We start from the raw sequence: 19,678 nt of genomic DNA, 5'->3' as shown, positions 1-19,678 counted from the left end.
TGTGTCGTTTGCCTCGGAAACAAAAAAAGAATTAACGAATATGGATGTGACAGAAGATGAGGCGAAAGCCGAACTTGCCGCCTTCATTCGAATGAACGGTGCCATGTCATTTTCAAATGGTTTAATGGTGACGGATGTTCAAACGGAGAACGCAGCCACTGCTAGGCGTATGTATCAACTCTTGAAGCGTTTATACGACGTTCCGATTGAGCTTTTAGTTAGAAAAAAAATGAAGTTGAAAAAAAATAATGTGTATATTGTTCGGCTGAAGGCAAAGGCGAAGGAAATTCTTGAAGATTTATATATTTTACAAGATAATTTTACGTTTACAAAGTCGATTGATAGGGCATTTGTAAAAAAACGGAATGCCAAACGTGCTTATTTGCGTGGCGCTTTTCTAGCAAGTGGCTCGGTGAACAATCCAGAAACTTCGTCTTACCATCTTGAAATTTTCTCAGTTTATGAGGAACATAACGAGGCGGTTTGCGCACTGCTCAATTCATTTGACTTGAATGCGCGGACGCTCGAACGTAAGAGTGGCTTCATTACGTATTTAAAAGAAGCAGAAAAAATTACGGAATTTTTGAGTATTATTGGCGCAACGCAGGCGCTACTTCATTTTGAAGACGTCCGTATTATGCGCGACATGCGAAATTCTGTGAATCGCCTTGTCAATTGTGAAACGGCAAATCTGAATAAGACAATTAATGCGGCAGTTAGACAAATTGAAAACATTAAATTTATCCGCGCAGAAGTCGGCTTAGAAGCACTGCCAGAACGACTGCGTGAAATTGCTGAACTCCGCATCACGCATGAAGACGTTTCGCTAAAAGAGCTTGGTGAAATGCTCTCAAATGGTACCATTTCAAAATCAGGCATTAATCACCGTTTGCGAAAAATTGACCAAATTGCCGAACGTCTAAAAAACGGGGAAACCCCTTCACAAATTGGATTAAATGTTCAAAGTATAAAATAAAGGATGCGAATGTTGATGTCGAAATTATTCTCCAGTTACAAATTGCAAGATATTACACTAAAAAACCGCCTTGTGATGTCGCCAATGTGCATGTACTCGGTCGATAAAGAAGACGGTATTGCCACCGACTTTCACCTCACGCACTACATGAGCCGTGCTGCAGGTGGAATCGGACTCGTGATTTTGGAAGCGACGGCCGTTCAAGAAGTCGGCCGCATCTCCACAAAAGATTTAGGTCTCTGGAACGATGAGCAGATTCCAGCACTTAAGCGAATTACAGATGGTATTCATTATCACGGCGCAAAAGCAGGAATTCAACTTGCTCATGCGGGTAGAAAAGCTGAACTTCCTGGGAAAATTGTTGCGCCATCTGCTATCGCATTTAGTGAGAAATACAGCGAACCAAATGCGCTAACTTTAGAAGAAATAAAAGAAGTGGTAGAAGACTTTAAACGCGCCGCTTATCGTGCGGCAGAAGCCGGATTTGATGTCATCGAATTGCATGCGGCACATGGCTATTTGCTTCATGAATTCCTATCACCTATTACAAATCGCCGTGAAGATGCATACGGCGGTCCTGCTGGTAATCGCTACCGAATTGTAAGTGAAATTATAAAAGCAGTGCGCGAAGTCTGGGACGGTCCCGTCATTGTACGTGTTTCAGCAACAGACTATGCGCATGGCGGCTTAAAACCTGAAGATTATGTGCCGTTTGCGAAGTGGATGAAAGCGGATGGCGTTGATTTAGTAGATGTGTCAAGCGGAGGTCTAGTACCTGTAGCACCATCTAGCTACCCTGGTTACCAAGTGCCATTTGCCGAATTGATTCGCCGTGACGCTGGAATCGCGACAGGCGCTTTAGGTCTTATCACAAATGGCACTCAGGCAGAAGAAATCTTGTGTAACGACCGAGCAGATTTAATTATTATCGGCCGTGAACTACTGCGTAACCCATATTTTACACGTGAAGCAGCCATTGAGCTCGGAGAAACAATTGATGGTCCGAAGCAGTATAGCCGAGGATGGTAAAAAATTAATGTGGCTGAGACATAATCTTAGCTGAATATGAAAACCGGGTAAAATTTTGCCCGGTTTTTTGGGGATAAATGACGGGATAAGCTTAGAGTGACAATTCATGCTTATAGTTGAATAACTTGATTTAAATATTAAATGGAGCTGAAGCAGCTAGGCAAGTATGTTTCGAAGATTTAGAAGGAGATTTCATATAGACAATGAGTTGACAGAATTAATTATTAGGGTAAGTTAAAAGTATAGTGTGCTACACGTCAAATGTATTAAATAACTAATTTATGAAGAGTAAATGGAGCAATAGAATATACTCCACCTGTTCAATATATGCTAGGGAAATAAGTCGTATTTGAGTGGAACAGTAAAGTTGGACAAAAAAATTCAAGAAAAGAGTCAAAGTTATGATAGTATAGAAATATACTTATTAATTTTAAAAAAATAGAAGTCTATAATCTTGAAGTTTGTCTGAAAATAAGATGAAACATGGATTTGATTTATGATAAATAGTTAGGGGGATGGAAATGGAGGATATTCATTATAAAGAATTTGGTGCGGGAGTACCTATTTATTTTATTCATGGAAATGGTCTGAGTTTAGAGAGTATGATTCAATTTTATGAAGGACTATTTGATAGTAAATCAAGTTTTAACAGAGTTTATCTAGATATTCCTGGTATGGGAGAATCTAAAATAAAGCAGGGCATAAAAAATTCGGATGATGTCTTACTTGAATTTGAAAAATTTATTAATCGTCACTCAAAGGGACAGCCAATTATCCTTTGTGGTCACTCATATGGCGGCTATCTTTGCTTAGGATTAACCCGTATATTTTCAAATCAAGTTAGAGGTTTTTTCTTGACTTGTCCAGTTGTTAAAGCAAAAAAAGAAGAGAGACGTCTTGCTAAACATAAAAATATTTTTGCAGAAAGAGTAGATCCAATTTGCAATCAGGAATTTTTCTCGGATTTTTTAAATATGAATGTTCGTATTAGCGAGGAAACTTGGTTTGATTACCAGCAGTCTATTTTACCTGGAGTTCAAAAAGGAATTAATGAATTTTGGGAACATATCAAGGATGACGATTATGCATTTTCATTTGAAGGCACTTTATTTGATGATATTTCTGAGGTGAAGGGCACCGTTTTATTGGGGAAATTTGATCAGATTGTTGGTTTTTTAGATCAAGAACAATTGATGAAAGACAAAGAGCGTAAAAAGAATAAAGAGGTGTATATTCTTGATGAAGCTGGGCACAATTTGCCAATAGATGCAAAAGAAGAGCTAAATAAGCATTTTTTGAAATTTATTGGGGATGTGTAACATATTTATTCAGCCCCTAATTCGCCTGTGTGATAGCTTACACTGATTAGCCAAAGAATGAGAATATACATAAAGAAGTAAAGAGCATTCACTAGAATGACAAAAAGCCATCTCCCCGTCGTATGGCTTTTTGTTTTGAGAAAACTCGTTTTAAAGTTGATTTTTATAAAGGTTGTACTGTACAAAAAGCAATTCGGCAATGAGATATAGGCTAGCAGTAGATTCAAATGTTTTGGTGCTTTTATTGTCAAAACTAATTTTAGTGTTATTCATATAAATATTTTCGGTACTCAAGCTTGCTAGCGTACTATTTTTTAATTTTGAAATCGAAATAACGGGTACGTTTGCAAGTTTTAATTGCTGTGCAACAGAGACGACAGACTGTGACTCGCCATCTAATGAAATTAATAAAACTAAATCATCCTCTTTTACAATTTGGAAAAATTCTTTGTTCATCGTTACCGCATCAAAATCGTAGAAACAGTCTCCACCGTGTAAGAAAAGTAATTTTAGTTGTTTGGCAACCGACATTTGATAATCACCTGAACCAAAGATAAAGACGCGGTTTGCTTGATGAATCAGCCGGCAAATTGGAAGAAAATCCTTTCGTACCAACTCTTGGATTGTACGCGTATAACCCTCAGAAATCATATCGACTGATTCTGCCATCATGTTCACCTCTTGCTCTAAATCCCACTTTAAATGAATTTTTAATTCACTGAATCCTGAAAGTGAAATTTTTTTTGCAAAACGAAGAATCGTCGTTCTTGAAACGGCACAATTTTTCGCAATTTCATTAATGTTCATTTCACTGCATGCCCGCTTATTCGACAAAATATAATTCCAAATATGCCTATCATTCTGATTAAGTTGTTCGTAATTTTTATTCACAAGCTCTTCAAGTTTCAATTGAAATCAAATCCTTTACATATTTGTTAGCGCTTACGTTTCTAAGTTTATTGTAGCATTAAACTGACGACAGAGCGATATTTTCTTTATAAAACAAAACGTGTGAAAAGTTCCATCTTTTGTGAAAAATTCCTGTTTTGGAACTTGAGAGATAATCCGAATAATAGTATTGTAAAGCGCTATCATTCAGTCTAAAATGAGCATCATAAGACGTCTTAACATTAAAAAAGGAGGTTTTGCAAATTATGATGAAGAAAGTACAACAATTTGGGGGAGCCATGCTGGCACCAGCACTATTATTTTCATTCGCAGGGATTGTCGTAGGATTCTCAATTTTATTTATGAATCCAGATATTATGGGAGATATTGCGACTCCAGATCATTTATGGTTTCAAATCTGGAATGTCATTGCAGAGGGAGCATGGGCTGTTTTTAGGCAAATTCCGTTACTATTTGTAATTGGTCTTCCAATTGGGCTTGCAAAATCACAAAGCGGGCGTGCCTGTCTTGAAGCGCTCGTTACATATGTGACTTTCAACTATTTTGTATCTGCGATTTTAACGACTTGGGGAGCGAATTTTGGTGTGGATATGACACAAGAAATTGGCGGAACAAGTGGGCTAGCCAATATTGCGGGCATTAAAACCCTCGACACTGGAATGGTCGGAGCATTGATTATTTCTGGTATTGTCGTTTACTTACATAATCGTTATTTTGATACAGAATTACCAGAAGTCTTAGGCGTTTTTAGAGGAACATCTTTCATCGTTATTTTAGGATTTGTTGTGATGCTCCCCGTCGCTTTTTTATTTGCTTTTATTTGGCCGCATTTCCAAGCTTTTATGCTCGATATGCAAGGATTCTTCATTTCTTCAGGGGCACTAGGCGTGTGGGTGTATTCTTTCTTAGAAAAAATATTAATACCAACGGGACTTCACCACTTTGTATATGCGCCTTTCGCGTATGATAATGCTGTTGTTCCAGGAGGAATGGCCGCATATTGGGCAACACATCTTGGTGAATTCCAAACAAATGCACAAACATTGAAGGAAATGTATCCTGCAGGCGGCTTTGCCCTATCTGGCATGTCAAAAGTATTTGGTTCCATTGGGATTACGTTGGCGTTTTATAAAACGGCGAAACCAGAAAAACGTAAGGCAGTACTAGGCTTGATGATTCCAGTCGCGGCTACAGCCGTATTTGCTGGTATTACGGAGCCGCTTGAATTTACATTCCTATTTTTTGCGCCAGTATTATTTGTGGTGCATGCCTTGTTAGCCGCTACACTTTCAACGTTAGGTTATGTATTTGGTGTTGTCGGAGACTTTGGAGGCGGGTTAATCAATTGGTTTGCGATAAACTGGTTGCCACTTTGGAAATATCACTGGCCAACCTATGTGACGCAAATCATTCTCGGGCTCATATTCGTATTTATCTGGTACTTTGTTTTCACATTCCTAATTAAAAAATTCAATTTGAAAACGCCTGGTCGTGAAGATGAAAACGAGGAAATGAAGCTTTATAGCAAACAAGATTATAAGGAAAAACAGGAAAATGAGAAAAAAGGAAATGGGAAAAAAGAAAATCCGAATGCAAAAAAGGCGTTACAATTTTTAGATTCGCTAGGCGGAAAAGAGAATATTGTGGATGTGACCAATTGTATGACGCGCTTACGGCTGACCGTTAAAGACGGGTCCATCATTGCTTCTGAAAGCGATTTTCGGAAGGCTGGGGCTCAGGGGCTTGTAAAAAACGGTGACGCCATTCAAATTATTGTCGGCCTGTCGGTCCCATCTGTTCGTTCGGAATTTGAAAAATTACTTTAATTAGAAAAGGATGTTGTTGTTATGAAAAAAAGTTCAATTTTGATTGCTGGTGGAGGAAGTACGTATACGGCTGGGATTGTTGTCATGCTTTTAGAAGCGATGGAAGAATTCCCAGTGCGGAAAATTAAGTTTTATGATAATGATGAAAAAAGGCAGCGCAAAGTGGCAGAGGCTTGTGCAATTATTATTAAAGAACGTGCGCCAGAAGTGGAGTTTAGCTATACTACTGATCCAAAAGAAGCTTTTTCTGATATTGATTTCGTGATGGCACAACTTCGTGTTGGGAAATATGCGATGCGCGAGCAAGATGAAAAAATCCCATTAAAACATGGGGTTGTTGGGCAAGAAACGTGTGGTCCGGGGGGAATTGCTTACGGTTTACGTTCGATTGGACCGATTATTGAAATGGTCGATTACATGGAAAAATATTCGCCTGATGCATGGATGTTAAACTATTCGAACCCGGCGGCAATTGTAGCAGAAGGCACTAGACGTCTACGTCCTAATTCAAAAATCATTAATATTTGTGACATGCCAATTTGTCTGGAAGATATTATGGCGCGTGTAATTGGCTTGAAAAACCGTAAAGATATGGAAGTGCGATATTACGGGCTCAATCATTTTGGCTGGTGGACAAACATTCAAGATCACGAAGGGAATGACTTAATGCCAAAAATTAAAGCACATATTGCCAAGCAGGGCTATACGGAAGATACTCAAGCGGGACAACATAAAGAGGCAAGCTGGCTTGAAGCGATGCGTGCTGGTAAAGAGTTGCTTGAAATTGAGCCAGAGTACTTGTCCAACACATATTTGAAATATTATTTGATGGCCGATGAAACCGTTCTTCATTCGGATAAAAATTATACGCGTGCCAATGAAATAATAGATGGACGTGAAAAAGAAGTTTTTGAAGAGTGCGAACGAATTGTGGGGAATCAAACAGCGAAAGACACATCGATTCATTCGAGTGAACACGCCTCATTTATCGTCGACTTAGCTAAAGCCTTAACTTTTAACACAAAAGAAAGAATGCTTCTTATCACGCAAAATAATGGAGCAATTGAAAATTTTGATTCTGAGGCGATGGTGGAGATTCCTTGTATTGTTGGGAAAAATGGTTTTGAGCCGCTTTCAATGGGCAAAATTCCAACTTTCCAAAAGGGGTTGATGGAGCAGCAAATTGCTTCTGAAAAATTGGCTGTGGAAGGTTATATCGAAGGTTCTTACCAGAAAGTTTGGCAGGCCATTACGATGAACAAGACGGTACCAAGTGCGAAAGTGGCAAAGGAAATTTTAGACGATTTAATTGAGGCGAACAAGGAGTTTTGGCCGGTTTTAAAATAAAGTGGAAGGGGCAAAATGACCTCGGTCATTTTGCTTCTCCTTTTAGGGGGAAATAAAATGAGAGCGCTGGTTTTACATAAAATGCAGTTGTTTCGAACGAAAATAACACCAGATTGGATTTTACACATAACGGAAAAATTCTTTTATATAATTCCGTGTCTTTTTTTAGGATATCTTTTTTTTGTATCACTAGAAACAAAATTAGGAATTTTATCACCTGTTCAGCACAACCCAATTTATACGGTATATTTCATTACGTTTCTCTGCTTCTTTTTTTGCGGGTTTCTAACGCGTCAAATTCGTGTGTTAAAAGAGGAAGACAAATCATTTGCGAAGCTTGCAGCAATTGTTTTACTGGTCTCGCAACTTTTTATGTTAAACATGATAGGTGCAGCACTCATCGTTTGGTTTATTAAAAATGAGTTTTCGTGGGATGTTAGGCACATTCATTTTCGGCAATTGAAATGGCGCTGGCAGCTATTAATTTGTGTGTATGTTGGGATCATTGCTTTTGTCATTTTTATAATTAGGCAACTTTTATTATGAACGGCGCTTAAAAAACGTTCTCTTTTAAGCAAAAGGAGGTTTTTGTGTGAGTGAGAGGAAGCGTTTTGTCGTGCTGTACATTTTGATGTATATGGCTTTTTCGTTTGGTTTAACTCAGTTTACTCCGTATCTGTCAAAAATCGGCTACGATGAATTTGAACGAGGTATTTTATTATCCTCTTACGCGGTAACTACTATTTTTTTACAAATGTTTATCGGCTTTTATGCGGATAAATTTCAAACAATCAAGCGATTTGTATTTTTGCTGCTTCTTTTTTATTTACTCGCAACATGCGGGCTTTATTTGATTGATGCACCACTTTTTTTGCTGCATTTATTTCTTTTAGCTATTAGTGGCGGACTAATCAACACGATTACAGGATTATCGGATACGTGGATTTTAAAAGGAAGTGCTGAAGTTCGGGCAAACTTTTCTTTTATTAAAGCATTCGGTTCGATTGGCTGGGCAATTGGGAGTTTATTGCTGTCGCTTTTTATTAGTAGCGCTGGATACACAGGGCTTTCTTTAGGGATATTTGCCTTAGTTGTGATTTCAATGCTACTCGTTTTGTTTCTAAAAGATATTGAAAAGACAATAAAAAAACATACTGAAAAGGTGAAGTTAAAAGATTTTAAAACGGTAATTGCTAGCCGGCACTACCGACTGCTCATTATCATTTTATTTTTACTTTATAGCGCGATTATTGCGAATAATATTACGGTTGTTGATAAAATGATAACGCTCGGGGCAACTAATCTCCAAATTGGTTACAAATGGTCGATTCAATCCCTTTTTGAAATTCCAGCGTACTTATTTGGTGCCAAACTATTTAGTAGATGGACCAATTTCACATTATTAAAAATAACGGCGTGTGTCCTTAGCATGCAATTCATTTTATTCGCTATTTCTGGAAGTGCTTGGGTCATCATTGCTTTAAGCGCTCTCCAGTTTTTTACAACCCCATTATTAATGATTTCCTCCAAACAACTTATTTTTGATATGACTGATGAAAGAATGCAATCAACTGGTCAATTGTTCGCCCTTAGTATTTTTACCGGGCTCTCATCCTTACTTATCCCCGTTTTATCTGGTTACCTTACAAAGGCATTTAATGTTGATATTACGCTATTTATTGTGGGTGTCATCCCGATTGTTGCTTTGTGGCTGACAACCCAATTGCAAGCACAGGCAGTAAAAAAGTCCAAACTCATTTGAGTTTGGACTTAGATTGCTAGCAACCGACAATCTTTATAAATAGTCTTATTTCAAGTTATTTTTATTTACAACAATATCATCAATCAAGCCGTATTCCTTCGCTTGCTCCGCATCCATGAAGTTATCACGGTCCGTATCGCGCGCAATTACTTCAAGCGTTTGACCCGTTTTTTCGGATAAAATACGATTCATACGATCCTTGATTTTTAAAATGTGGCGTGCTGCGATTTCAATCTCCGTAGCTTGTCCCTGTGCTCCGCCAAGTGGTTGGTGAATCATGATTTCTGTATTAGGAAGCGCAAAACGTTTACCGTCCGCTCCTGCAGCTAGCAAGAATGACCCCATTGAAGCCGCCATACCCATACCAATTGTTTGCACATCAGATTTAACGAAATTCATCGTATCATAGATTGCCATCCCAGCAGAAATACTCCCGCCCGGAGAATTAATGTATAGGAAAATATCCTTCTCAGGATCCTGTGCATCCAAGAAAAGTAGCTGCGAAACAATGGAGTTGGCAACATTATCATCAATTGCAGAACCAAGCATAATAATACGATCTTTTAAAAGACGGGAATAAATGTCGTAAGCACGTTCCCCGCGACTTGTTTGTTCAATTACTGTAGGGATTAAATTCATATTAAGATTCCTCCTATAAGCCTAAAATTTAAGATGGGCATATATCCCATTCACTGTTTACATCATACAATATTGGTCAAATTAGGTCAAATGAAAGACTCTTAAAACCCTTTCTTTTGATTAAAAACTTGTCAAAGAGCACTGCTTCCGCTATAATTACTATTCGTACGGTAAATTTATTTGCCCTCGTGGTGCAACGGATAGCACGTGAGATTCCGGTTCTTAAAATGGGGGTTCGATTCCCTCCGAGGGCGTTAAAAATTCTTTTGAAAACATCTCGAAAACGGCTTTAAAATCAGTTTTTAACTGTTCAGGCTAATTTCGAGATGTTTTTTATTATTTTTGTATATCGGTAAATAATTATTTATCAAAAGTCACATATTTAAATAAATTATGCTTAAAAAACTATTATTGTTTTCATATTCTATTAAAATTATGAAGAAAATATGTCTAGTCGCTAAGCGAACTGCATAAAATGTGAATAGTTACAGATAAAAACTAATTTTTTACTAATGAAAAGGGTAAATAACTCTTTTTGGCAATAAAAATCGCTTAAAAAAGTAAGGATTTACATCAATATGCTTCTGAATCTATACATTTCATTTATGTGATATCATTTACATGTAAAAGCTTTTTAAACGCATAATAGAATGGAGCATATAAGATGAAAAAGTTTTTCTATGGAATTTTACTTCTCACGATTATTTTGACAGGAGCTCAAACCGGTACAGAAAGTGCTTCTGCTAGTTCAAATGTGCAAGGTGAAATTATTAATTTAGAAGGTGTTGATTTAACTAAACCCCATGTTGTGACAAAAGACGGGACGACAATTGATTCAGTTACATATGACGAAATGATAGCAGGAATCGCAAAACGAGACGGGCTTTCAATCGATCAAGTAAAAAAGCGTTTAGCGCAAGGAGATGTTAAACGTCCACTTTTAAAAGCTTCCTCAAATACATTGTATAAACACTTAACAAAAACGATAAATATTGGCGGAATATGGAAGCCTAAAATTGATATTTATGTGAAAATGTGGGCACAAGGATCATTTAGACAATTTGATAAAATTATTGATTATAATTTAGTCAGATCATGGTACGGTGTATCTAAACAATTTAAAGGCTCATTCAAAGTAAAATTTTTATCGAAAAATAATATTTATTGGTGTATAAATGGTGATTTTTATGATAAAGGAACGACTTCTTCTTCCTCGTCCGTATCATTAAATGTTGGTGGAGTAGGCTCAGTTAATTATTCTGTCTCAAAAGCTAAGACAAAATATAAGTATGTGTATAAGTATGGTCATTTTTACGCTCAATAACAGGGGGGATTGGAAATGAAAATTCAAAAAGCATCACAATTTGCAATTTGTATCCTTGTCATTGCTTTTTGCCTCATCACTGTCATTTTTGTTAATCCTAGTCAAATACTCCACGCATCTAGTAGAGGGAATACGCTTATTTCTACATCAGAAAACGAAAAAATAATACATGTTGGTATTTTTGGAGAAGGCACAGGGACAAGTGAATGGTTTGATTTTGAAAGTTTAACAACTGAAAAAGTAACGTCGGAAAATTTATCTAAATACGACGCTCTCGCGGTGACAGGTGAATATTTAAAAAAGGCCGACCTAAAGAAATTAAGAGAGCTACTACGAGGCGCTAAAAAAACCCCGCTTTTATTTTTAAACTGTCAAAATATAAGTGCCCCAGCTTTTATGAATTCCGACATTGAAAATTGGACAGCGCTAGAAATGCAAGATAAAGAAGAGGTGCAATTGTTATTCTATTATAATCAAACGCATTATGTAACTTTTGGTGAAGCTGCTTTTAATAACAAGATACAAGAAAAGCTAGCAAAATGTATTTTGGATTTAGAGACAGTAAACAGTTAACAGAATAGCATGTAGTCATATACTAATCTTTAGTTTCGAATGAGATGAGGAAAGCTCGTCTCTTTTTTTCGTTCATTTGACCTATTTCAAAATAGAACAAACGTTCGTATAATGTTTAAAAGGAAATAAATAGGTGGCGAGAGCATGTATAGTTTGTTTGAACAGGAAAGAATGTTAGAAGATGAAATTGTTTTTACATTACTGAATGCGATGAATTTAAAAAAGGCGGTATGTATTCGACTTAAGCATGTAGAGTTGGCTCTTTTTCCTGTTTTTGTTGACATGCGGGAAGAAGTTGTGGAATTTTATGATCAAAATAATCGACTGCAGAGATTATTTTTAAAGCAAATTATGACTTGTTCAATGATAAAATAAAGATTTTCCTACCTTTCTAGAAAAATCCCGTTTATAATGAAGTTAATGACGGAAAAAGGTGATTAAATGGGTTTAAAAGAACGGTTAGAAAATGAGCTTTTTGAGTATGCAAAAGAAAATGAGCTTTCAATAACAGAAGCGCATTTTATGTATGCGGGACCAACGATGCGAACGCGTCATACACTCGTCTTAGCCTTTACAAATGTCGGGTTATTTACCTTTCAATTTAAATTAGGTGAAGCAGAAATGCATTTTTTGGCGAAATCTCAGCTGCATAAAATAGAAATGCGAAAAAAAACGCTCGTTTATGAACTTAAAATTCAAGCGCTCACAGAAGATGAGAAACTTGAAGAAGGAAAATATTTAGTCAGTAAGCGCGTACTAGGACGTAGGTGGCATCAAAACACGGTACGGAAACTTTTAAGTCTCGAGGGACAAGCGCTATTTTAAGGGAGGATTTTAATCATGAAAATTGTTGATATGCACTGTGATGTTCTTTATAAGTTGCAAAAAGCTAAGGGACGTATGACTTTTCAAGATGACGAGGAACTAGATGTGAATTTTGAGCATTTGCTTGCTGGGGATATAATGCTGCAGGGCTTCGCCATTTTTTTAGATCCGGAAGTACCTGTTGAACAAAAGTGGAAAAAGACGGTGGAACAAGAAAATATTTTTAGACAGCACATTATACATCGTGATGGCATAATAAAGCCGCTTAAAAAATGGACTGATTTGGAGATGTTGCCGGATGGGAAAATTGCGGCAGCACTAACGTTAGAAGGTGTGGAGCCGCTAGGACAGGATTTGGATCGTTTAGAGCAGGTGCTAGATAGTGGCGTTCTTTCTGTTGGCCTTACGTGGAACAATGCGAATTTAGCGGCTGATGGCATTCTGGAACCGCGCGGGGCGGGACTTACGCAATTTGGTAAGAATATTATTCGACGTTTAAATGAACGAAAAGTTTTTACAGATTTTTCGCATTTAAGTGTGAAAAGTTTTTGGGATGCAATTGATGTTGCGGAATTCCCAATTGCAAGCCATTCAAACGCAAAAGCGATTTGTTCACATGTCCGCAATTTGGACGATGAGCAATTAAAAGCAATGATTGCGCATGATGCGATGATTCATGTGGTTTTCCATCCGCTTTTCACAACCAATAGTGGGACTGCAGAAATGGAAGATATTGTCCGCCATATTGAGCATATTGCTGAACTGGGAGGTATTCATAATATCGGATTTGGATCGGATTTTGATGGTATCCCGTCCCATGTAAAAGGGCTTGAAAATGCTAGCAAGTACCAAGATTTTATCGAAGTTTTATTGAAGTATTTCTCAAAGGAAGATGTAGAAGGCTTTGCGCATAAAAATTTTATGAATCATTTACCAAGATAAAAAACATATTTGGATGTTTTAGCGCATAGAAAAACTTGAAGTCTGTGTAAATTTTATGCCCATTCAAATTGATGACGAGAATTTATCATCAGTTTAAGGCATTCTGTTTAGACGAAAGTGATTGTCTCGTAGATTTTAGTTCTATGAAGAATGGAAAGAACGTAATGAAATGTTTTTTGAAAACGCCGTCTTCTAACGTGTTTTTTATTCTCGTGTTATAATAGTTGATGAAAAGGAGGCTTTGACATGAGATTAGAATCCAATTATGCGCAGAAGCAGCAGCAAAAGCAATCGATGAAACTTGCAATGACGCAACAATTATCCCAATCTATTGCGATATTACAATTTACAACAGCTGACTTAACGACTTTTTTGGAAGATAAGGCTCTAGAAAATCCTTTGATTGAAGTAGTCGCTGGTATGGATATTGCGACAGATTACAGCTATAAGAAGCGTAAAAAAAATTATGATACAGATCAGGACTGGTTGGAACAAATTGCGGATAGCACGGAAACACTTGCTGATTTTTTGAAGAATCAAATCTCGCTTATGAAATTAAGTTACAAGGAAAAAATTATTTTACTTTACCTTGTGGAAAGCTTGAATGATGCTGGCTATTTAGTGACGGACATTGAAACGATTGCGAGCGGACTTTTGATGAGCGAAGCGGATGTGCTTACGGGTCTTGAAGTTTTACAAAGTTTAGAGCCGGCTGGTGTTGGTGCGCGTGACGCAAGGGAGTGTATTTTGCTGCAGATTGATCGTTCGCCAGATGCGCCGTATATTGCCTATGATGTGATTTCAGAGCATTTTACTGCTTTTGCGGAGAAAAAATGGAAGAAAATCGCGAGCGCGCTTGATGTGCCTCTTTCAGAAATTCAACAAGTGTCTGATTTTGTGCAAACGTTAAATCCTAAACCTGGCTCTGAGTTTGAAACGGAACGCGTGCAATATGTCGTCCCAGATTTAATTTTACAACAATCAGGGCAGGAGCTATACGTTTCAGTTGCGAAACAATTTATTCCACAAATTAGATTTCAAGATAACTATTATAAAATGATGCGCGATACAAAAGAAAAAGATGTGCTGAATTTTTTAAAAGATAAAGCTGGAGAATACGACTGGCTTGTAAAAGGTATGGAGCAACGTGAGGATACATTGAAGCGCGTCGGGACAGCCATTGTTGCTCATCAAAAAGCGCATTTTCTAAAAAATGCCTACCTAGAGCCTCTTACTTTGAAGAAAATTGCTGAAGAAATTGGTGTGCATGAGTCAACGGTTAGTCGAGCTGTTAATGGGAAATACATTGAAACAAGTCAAGGTGTATTTGAACTTAAATCTTTTTTCACTTCTAGTCTACAAAAGAAAAAAGAGACAGCAGCGGATACAGGTGATGTTTCAAGTGCAAGTATTAAACAATTGATTCTTAACTTTATAGATGAAGAAGATAAACGAAAACCGCTGTCTGACCAAAAAATTGTTGATTTACTTGAAGAAAAAGGGATTGAAGTTTCGAGAAGAGCAATTGCTAAATACAGAACGGAATTACGAATTCCTTCTTCTTCTAAACGAAAACGATTTGATGAATGATGGACGAGTTTTGCCCCAGTTTTAAAAAAGATGGGACGGAATTCGTCTTTTTTTATGAAAATATGATAAGAAAGCTGATTCTAACGAAGCTAGCTACAAGAAGCTCTAAGCAAAATGAAATATTTTTCTTTTGTAAAGAATGTTTGTTTTTTCATAAATGTCCCACTTATTACTTGAAGAATTTCCGGAAGACTGTTAAAATAAATATCGTAGGGTAATAAAGGAATGATAATGCTTCACCATAAAGCACGTAGGGCGAGAGAGGGTAAGAAAAAGAGAGACGTATGATTTGAAAAATTCATCCGGTCAAAACTTAGAAACCTTCATCTCCACTTTTTTTAGTTTCAACGGGACGCCAGGTGACTATGCGGGTCGATTAGCGTCCAAAAGCGAGGAGCAATTAAAATGTCAGATTTAATTAACATTCAACAAAAGTTATTACCCGACGTTTTAGCGGTCATGCAAAAACGCTATCAAATACTTCGTTCCATTTATTTTGCAGAGCCTGTTGGCAGGCGGACTCTTGCGGGAATGCTAGGCATGAGTGAACGCGTTCTTCGTAGCGAAGTTGAATTTTTGAAAGCACAAGGCCTGATTGATATTGCATCATCAGGAATGACTGTGACAAAAGAAGGTCTCATTGTTTTTCGTGACCTGGAAAGCATAATGAATCAACTATCTGGTTTACATTCTGCAGAAAATAGACTGGCGGAGCTTTTACAAATAAAGAAATGTTTAGTCGTGCAGGGTGATAGTGACGTTACGCCTTGGGTTCGGGAAGAAATGGGTCGTGTTGCTGTAAAACAACTTGATTTAGCATTAGTTGAAAAGCGCAATGTTGTAGCTGTAATGGGTGGTTCTACAATGGCAAACTTTGCAGATACAATGCCTAGTGATTTTGCGAAAGGGCGAGAGTTACTTTTCGTTCCTGGGCGAGGTGGAATCGGTGAAGATTTAGATAATCAAGCCAACACCATTTGCGACCGCATCGCAACAAAAACAGGTACTAAACACCGTGTTCTATACGTGCCAGAGCAGTTAGGTGAAGAAGCTTATCAATCCCTTATGAAAGAACCTGCGATTCAAGAAGGTTTGCGCTTGGTACAATCAGCAAACGCAATCGTTCATGGCATCGGTGACGCGTTTACGATGGCGAAACGACGCCATACAAGCGATGAAGTTATTGAGAAAATAACACGTCTTTCGGCAGTCGGCGAGGCATTTGGCTATTATTTCAATGAGCAAGGAGAAGTTGTACATAAAGTTTCTACATTCGGTTTGCAATTTGAAGATTTAGCCAAAATCCCACATATTATTGTTGTTGCGGGTGGGACTTCAAAGGCGAAAGCGATTAAGTCGTATATGAAAAGTGCTCCGAAAAATACGATTTTAGTCACAGATGAAGGAGCAGCGAACATGCTTTTAAATGGGAGTAAAACCCATTTGAAATAAAAAAATTTCACTTATTTTCAAGGAGGAAATAACTCATGACAGTTAAAGTTGGTATTAATGGTTTTGGACGTATTGGACGCTTAGCATTCCGTCGTATTCAAGAAGTAGAAGGAATTGAAGTAGTAGCAATCAATGACCTTACAGATGCTAAAATGTTAGCACACCTTTTAAAATATGACACAACACAAGGTACTTTCGGTAAAGATGTTGAAGTTCACGATGGTTTCTTTAAAGTTAATGGAAAAGAAGTTAAAGTTTTAGCTAACCGTAACCCTGAAGAATTACCATGGGGCGACTTAGGTGTAGAAATTGTTCTTGAATGTACTGGTTTCTTCACGACTCAAGAAAAAGCTGAGTTACACTTAAAAGCTGGTGCTAAAAAAGTTGTTATCTCTGCTCCTGCAACTGGTAACATGAAAACAATCGTTTACAATGTTAACCATGAAACACTTGATGGAACTGAAACAGTTATCTCTGGTGCAAGCTGTACAACAAACTGCTTAGCTCCAATGGCGAAAGCTTTAGATGATAACTTTGGTATTGTTGAAGGTCTTATGACTACAATCCATGCTTACACTGGTGATCAAATGACTCTTGATGGTCCACATCCTAAAGGTGACTTCCGTCGTGCTCGTGCAGCGGCTGAAAACATCGTTCCAAACTCTACTGGTGCTGCAAAAGCAATTGGTGAAGTATTACCAAGCCTTAAAGGTAAATTAGACGGAGCTGCTCAACGTGTTCCAGTTCCAACTGGTTCCCTTACTGAACTTGTAACAGTTTTAGACAAACAAGTAACAGTTGATGAAGTAAATGCTGCAATGAAAGCTGCAAGCGATCCAGAAACATTTGGTTACACTGCTGACCAAATCGTATCTTCTGATATTAAAGGTATCACTTACGGTTCTTTATTCGATGAAACTCAAACTAAAGTTATGTCTGTTGGAGACAAACAATTAGTTAAAACTGTTTCTTGGTATGACAATGAAATGAGCTATACTGCTCAATTAGTTCGTACTTTAGAATACTTCGCTAAAATTGCAAAATAAGCCTGAATTAAATAAGTTTTAAACGAATAGGCGGAGACATGTATTTGTTTCCGCTTGTTTTCTGAAATTCTTTAGCTTTATGTTACAAACTCAAATTACACGAGAGACTCTGTATTTTGTTATTATCAGGAGGAATCCAAATGGCTAAAAAAGTAGTGACTGATTTAGACTTAAAAGACAAAAAAGTACTTGTTCGCGTTGACTTTAACGTACCAATGAAAGACGGCGAAATCACAAACGATAATCGTATTGTAGCTGCTCTTCCAACTATCAAATATATTGTACAAGAAGGCGGAAAAGCAATTTTATTCTCCCATCTTGGAAAAGTGAAAACTGAAGAAGATAAAAAAGACAAATCTCTTCGCCCAGTTGCTGAACGTTTAAGCACATTACTTGGCAAAGAAGTGAAATTTGTTCCTGTAACACGCGGTCCAGAACTTGAAGGCGCTATTTCTGATATGAAAGACGGAGACGTTCTTTTATTTGAAAATACGCGTTTTGAAGATGTTGACGGCAAAAAAGAAAGCGGCAATGACGCTGAGCTTGGAAAATACTGGGCGTCTTTAGGCGATGTATTCGTAAATGATGCTTTTGGAACAGCTCATCGTGCGCATGCATCTAACGTTGGGATTGCTTCAAACTTAGATTCTGCAGCTGGCTTCTTAATGGAAAAAGAAATTAAATTTATCGGTGGGGTTGTTGAAAACCCAGATCGTCCACTTGTAGCTATTTTAGGTGGCGCGAAAGTATCCGATAAAATTGGTGTCATCGAAAACTTATTGAAAGTTGCAGACAAACTTTTAATTGGTGGTGGTATGGCTTATACATTCATGAAAGCAAAAGGCTATGAAGTAGGTATCTCGCTTCTTGAAGCAGATAAAGTTGATCTTGCAAAACGTTTAATGGAAGAAGCGGGCGACAAACTTGTTCTTCCAATTGATACTGTTGTAGCGAAAGAATTCAGCAATGATGTTCCTTTCCATACAGTTGCATCTGACGCTATTCCTGCTGATGAAGAAGGTCTTGATATTGGTGAAAAAACAATCGAACTATTTGCAAAAGAGCTTCGTGGCGCGAAAACAGTTATTTGGAACGGACCAATGGGCGTTTTCGAAATGAGCAATTTTGCAAAAGGTACAATTGGTGTTTGTGAAGCCATTGCAAACTTAAAAGATGCAACAACAATTATCGGTGGTGGTGACTCAGCAGCAGCGGCAATGCAACTTGGCTTTGCTGATAAGTTCACACATATTTCAACTGGTGGCGGTGCTTCTTTAGAATATCTAGAAGGTAAAGAGCTACCAGGCGTTGCATCTATTAGCGATAAATAAAAACAAATTTTTAGTTCGAAAGGATGTTTTTCATGCGTAAACCCATTATTGCTGGAAACTGGAAAATGAACAAAACAGCGGCTAAAGCTGCGGAATTTGTAGAAGAAGTCAAAGGGAAAGTGCCTTCTAAAAGTGTTGTTGATTCCGTTGTCGCTTCACCAGCTCTATTCCTTCGTGACTTAACTCGTTTAGCTGAAGGAACTGACTTACAAATTTCTGCTCAAAACTGCTATTCAGAAGATGAAGGTGCATTCACTGGGGAAACTAGTCCATTTGCACTTGCTGATCTTGGTGTGTCTTATGTTATTATTGGGCACTCTGAACGTCGTGAGTATTTCCACGAAACAGATGAGGATATTAATAAAAAAGCACATGCTATCTTTAAACGTGGTATGACGCCTATCATTTGTTGTGGTGAAACACTAAACCAACGTGAAGCTGGTCAAACTGAAACTTGGGTTCGCGGTCAAATCCGTGCAGCTATTGCTGGACTTACTGAAGAGCAAGTGAAGAAAACAATCATTGCTTATGAGCCAATTTGGGCAATCGGTACTGGTAAATCTTCGACAAGTAAAGATGCAAATGAAACTTGTGCGGTTATCCGTGCAGAAATTGCTGACGCAGTTTCTAAAGAAGCAGCAGAAGCGGTTCGCATTCAATACGGTGGAAGTGTGAAACCAGAAAATATTGCTGAATACATGGCAGAATCAGATATTGATGGCGCTCTTGTTGGGGGCGCAAGCTTAGAACCTAAATCTTTCTTAGCTTTATTGGAGGCAGTAAAATAA

The 19,678-nt window shown here is 37.7% G+C and carries 19 protein-coding genes and 1 tRNA gene; 18 read left to right on the top strand and 2 right to left on the bottom strand.

What is annotated here, in order from left to right:
• Position 1: 1 nt before the first annotated feature.
• From whiA to R8923_RS10390, 3 genes are all read left to right on the top strand, one after another.
• A complete protein-coding gene (gene whiA, locus R8923_RS10400; protein WP_485872705.1) occupies positions 2–976 on the top strand; it encodes a DNA-binding protein WhiA in 975 nt (324 codons plus the stop codon).
• Positions 977–991: 15 nt separating this feature from the next.
• Positions 992–2,005 (top strand): NADPH dehydrogenase NamA, encoded by a 1,014-nt coding sequence (namA, locus tag R8923_RS10395; RefSeq protein ID WP_485872704.1) that lies wholly within the window; start codon positions 992–994, stop codon positions 2,003–2,005.
• Positions 2,006–2,526: 521 nt separating this feature from the next.
• On the top strand, positions 2,527–3,324 hold the full coding sequence (locus tag R8923_RS10390) for an alpha/beta fold hydrolase (protein ID WP_485872703.1): 798 nt from the start codon (positions 2,527–2,529) through the stop codon (positions 3,322–3,324).
• Between the two features lie 150 nt (positions 3,325–3,474).
• Here R8923_RS10390 and R8923_RS10385 read toward each other — a convergent pair whose 3' ends face one another.
• Positions 3,475–4,233: a MurR/RpiR family transcriptional regulator gene (locus tag R8923_RS10385; RefSeq protein WP_485872702.1), complete on the bottom strand. Its 759-nt coding sequence runs from the start codon at positions 4,231–4,233 to the stop codon at positions 3,475–3,477.
• 245 nt (positions 4,234–4,478) lie between these two features.
• Between R8923_RS10385 and R8923_RS10380 the strand changes: the two genes are divergently transcribed.
• Genes R8923_RS10380 through R8923_RS10365 form a run of 4 tightly spaced genes read left to right on the top strand, consistent with a single transcriptional unit; the run spans position 4,479 to position 9,168 of the window.
• Positions 4,479–6,059, top strand: a complete 1,581-nt coding sequence (locus tag R8923_RS10380) for an alpha-glucoside-specific PTS transporter subunit IIBC (RefSeq protein ID WP_485872701.1) — start codon at positions 4,479–4,481, stop codon at positions 6,057–6,059.
• A gap of 21 nt (positions 6,060–6,080) precedes the next feature.
• Positions 6,081–7,406 (top strand): 6-phospho-alpha-glucosidase, encoded by a 1,326-nt coding sequence (locus R8923_RS10375; protein WP_485872700.1) that lies wholly within the window; start codon positions 6,081–6,083, stop codon positions 7,404–7,406.
• Between the two features lie 57 nt (positions 7,407–7,463).
• Positions 7,464–7,952: a hypothetical protein gene (locus R8923_RS10370; protein WP_485872699.1), complete on the top strand. Its 489-nt coding sequence runs from the start codon at positions 7,464–7,466 to the stop codon at positions 7,950–7,952.
• A 46-nt stretch (positions 7,953–7,998) separates the two neighbouring features.
• Complete coding sequence (locus R8923_RS10365) at positions 7,999–9,168, top strand: MFS transporter (RefSeq protein ID WP_485872698.1); 1,170 nt, start codon at positions 7,999–8,001, stop codon at positions 9,166–9,168.
• A gap of 45 nt (positions 9,169–9,213) precedes the next feature.
• Here the strand turns inward: R8923_RS10365 and clpP are convergent, their stop codons facing one another.
• A complete protein-coding gene (gene clpP / locus R8923_RS10360) occupies positions 9,214–9,807 on the bottom strand; it encodes an ATP-dependent Clp endopeptidase proteolytic subunit ClpP (RefSeq protein WP_088809773.1) in 594 nt (197 codons plus the stop codon).
• A gap of 182 nt (positions 9,808–9,989) precedes the next feature.
• Here clpP and R8923_RS10355 point away from each other — a divergent pair.
• The 11 genes from R8923_RS10355 (at position 9,990) to tpiA (ending at position 19,678) form a co-directional block, all read left to right on the top strand.
• Positions 9,990–10,061 (top strand) — tRNA-Arg (locus R8923_RS10355).
• A 410-nt stretch (positions 10,062–10,471) separates the two neighbouring features.
• Positions 10,472–11,131, top strand: a complete 660-nt coding sequence (locus R8923_RS10350; protein WP_485872697.1) for a hypothetical protein — start codon at positions 10,472–10,474, stop codon at positions 11,129–11,131.
• Between the two features lie 15 nt (positions 11,132–11,146).
• Positions 11,147–11,704, top strand: coding sequence for a hypothetical protein (locus R8923_RS10345; RefSeq protein WP_485872696.1), 558 nt, complete (start codon positions 11,147–11,149; stop codon positions 11,702–11,704).
• 144 nt (positions 11,705–11,848) lie between these two features.
• Positions 11,849–12,079: a hypothetical protein gene (locus R8923_RS10340; RefSeq protein WP_485872695.1), complete on the top strand. Its 231-nt coding sequence runs from the start codon at positions 11,849–11,851 to the stop codon at positions 12,077–12,079.
• Positions 12,080–12,145: 66 nt separating this feature from the next.
• Positions 12,146–12,529 carry a hypothetical protein gene (locus R8923_RS10335; RefSeq protein WP_485872694.1) on the top strand — a complete coding sequence of 128 codons (384 nt, stop codon included), beginning with the start codon at positions 12,146–12,148 and terminating at the stop codon, positions 12,527–12,529.
• Between the two features lie 15 nt (positions 12,530–12,544).
• Positions 12,545–13,471, top strand: a complete 927-nt coding sequence (locus tag R8923_RS10330; RefSeq protein ID WP_485872693.1) for a dipeptidase — start codon at positions 12,545–12,547, stop codon at positions 13,469–13,471.
• A 246-nt stretch (positions 13,472–13,717) separates the two neighbouring features.
• Positions 13,718–15,061 (top strand): RNA polymerase factor sigma-54, encoded by a 1,344-nt coding sequence (rpoN, locus tag R8923_RS10325; protein ID WP_485872692.1) that lies wholly within the window; start codon positions 13,718–13,720, stop codon positions 15,059–15,061.
• A gap of 405 nt (positions 15,062–15,466) precedes the next feature.
• On the top strand, positions 15,467–16,513 hold the full coding sequence (locus R8923_RS10320; RefSeq protein WP_485872691.1) for a sugar-binding transcriptional regulator: 1,047 nt from the start codon (positions 15,467–15,469) through the stop codon (positions 16,511–16,513).
• A gap of 35 nt (positions 16,514–16,548) precedes the next feature.
• Positions 16,549–17,559 (top strand): type I glyceraldehyde-3-phosphate dehydrogenase, encoded by a 1,011-nt coding sequence (gene gap, locus R8923_RS10315; protein WP_088809780.1) that lies wholly within the window; start codon positions 16,549–16,551, stop codon positions 17,557–17,559.
• A 140-nt stretch (positions 17,560–17,699) separates the two neighbouring features.
• Positions 17,700–18,890: a phosphoglycerate kinase gene (locus R8923_RS10310; protein ID WP_485872690.1), complete on the top strand. Its 1,191-nt coding sequence runs from the start codon at positions 17,700–17,702 to the stop codon at positions 18,888–18,890.
• 32 nt (positions 18,891–18,922) lie between these two features.
• Positions 18,923–19,678 carry a triose-phosphate isomerase gene (gene tpiA, locus R8923_RS10305; protein ID WP_485872689.1) on the top strand — a complete coding sequence of 252 codons (756 nt, stop codon included), beginning with the start codon at positions 18,923–18,925 and terminating at the stop codon, positions 19,676–19,678.

This window comes from Listeria tempestatis (assembly GCF_963575625.1).
GTDB classification, from domain to species: domain Bacteria; phylum Bacillota; class Bacilli; order Lactobacillales; family Listeriaceae; genus Listeria; species Listeria tempestatis.
This window is presented reverse-complemented; position numbering and strand designations above follow the sequence as displayed.